The organism is Pseudomonas sp. TWR3-1-1 (genome assembly GCF_049896545.1).
GTDB classification, from domain to species: Bacteria; Pseudomonadota; Gammaproteobacteria; order Pseudomonadales; family Pseudomonadaceae; genus Aquipseudomonas; species Aquipseudomonas weihenstephanensis.
This window is the reverse complement of sequence record NZ_JAFCUO010000049.1, coordinates 1-818: the sequence shown is the minus strand read 5'-3', so window position 1 is coordinate 818 and position 818 is coordinate 1. Positions and strand designations below refer to the sequence as shown.

Here is an 818-nt window from a genome sequence, read left to right as displayed (position 1 = left end):
TGCAAGCCACCACCAGCACCGGCGGCGTGGTTTATGGCGCCCATAGAGCCCAACTTGACCCAGCGCATGCTCAACGAATTATCGGAATCACCAGCGACGGCGACCAAGGACTGATCGCGCTGCAGGCCTGTCAGGCCTACGCCAAAGAAATCTCCAGGGAGCAGCCTCAATAGAGTGCGGCAACGTCACGCCCGCCTACCGAGCCAGCAGATCATAGCAGTAGGCACAGCGCCTGAGTTTTGCTGAGCTTCAAATAGAAAAAAAGAACTCCTCGACGATCTGGCTGTCTTTCAACTAAGAAAGCATACGCGCCTTACTACTTATTGTTTTTATGAGATTGAACAAACTGAATTTTTTAACTGCCACTCTCAAGAGTTGCGCCAAAGCCTGCGGATTCTATTCGGAGACGACTTTGCTTGGCAGCGTTAATGACATCGTTGAAGCTTATTGTCGACTGATTTTTGACAGTGCGGGGATAAGTGCATGGGGGAGTTAAATTGGGGTTCCGAGGGCTCAGTTCAGGCTCGTTAAATAATACATTGAGGAGTAGCATGAAGTATATAACTTCACTTGTTTTATTGATGTTGATGATTGGATGCAAGGCTCAATCAGATGTTTATGAGACAGTAAATGTACCGCCCGAAAGATTGTATGCCTTCAATCAGAAATCCGATGCATTGATAGTTGTAATGCACTCTACGTTCGAGGATGGATGTGCGATCATCTTGTCGATAGATGGTGTTCCAGCTGCACATATTATTTCAGGTGAAAAAGCTAATCTCGGTGTTGCAATCGGATCGCATAAATTATCAGCGCGC

General features: G+C 47.1%; 1 protein-coding gene and 1 pseudogene. Both read left to right on the top strand.

Going from position 1 to position 818, the window contains the following annotated elements; genetic code table 11:
• A pseudogene (locus ACP7A4_RS23145) lies at positions 1 to 173 on the top strand (lysis protein); the annotation flags it as partial.
• A 378-nt stretch (positions 174 to 551) separates the two neighbouring features.
• A partial coding sequence (locus tag ACP7A4_RS23140; protein WP_426248524.1) for a hypothetical protein occupies positions 552 to 818 on the top strand: 267 nt, incomplete at its 3' end.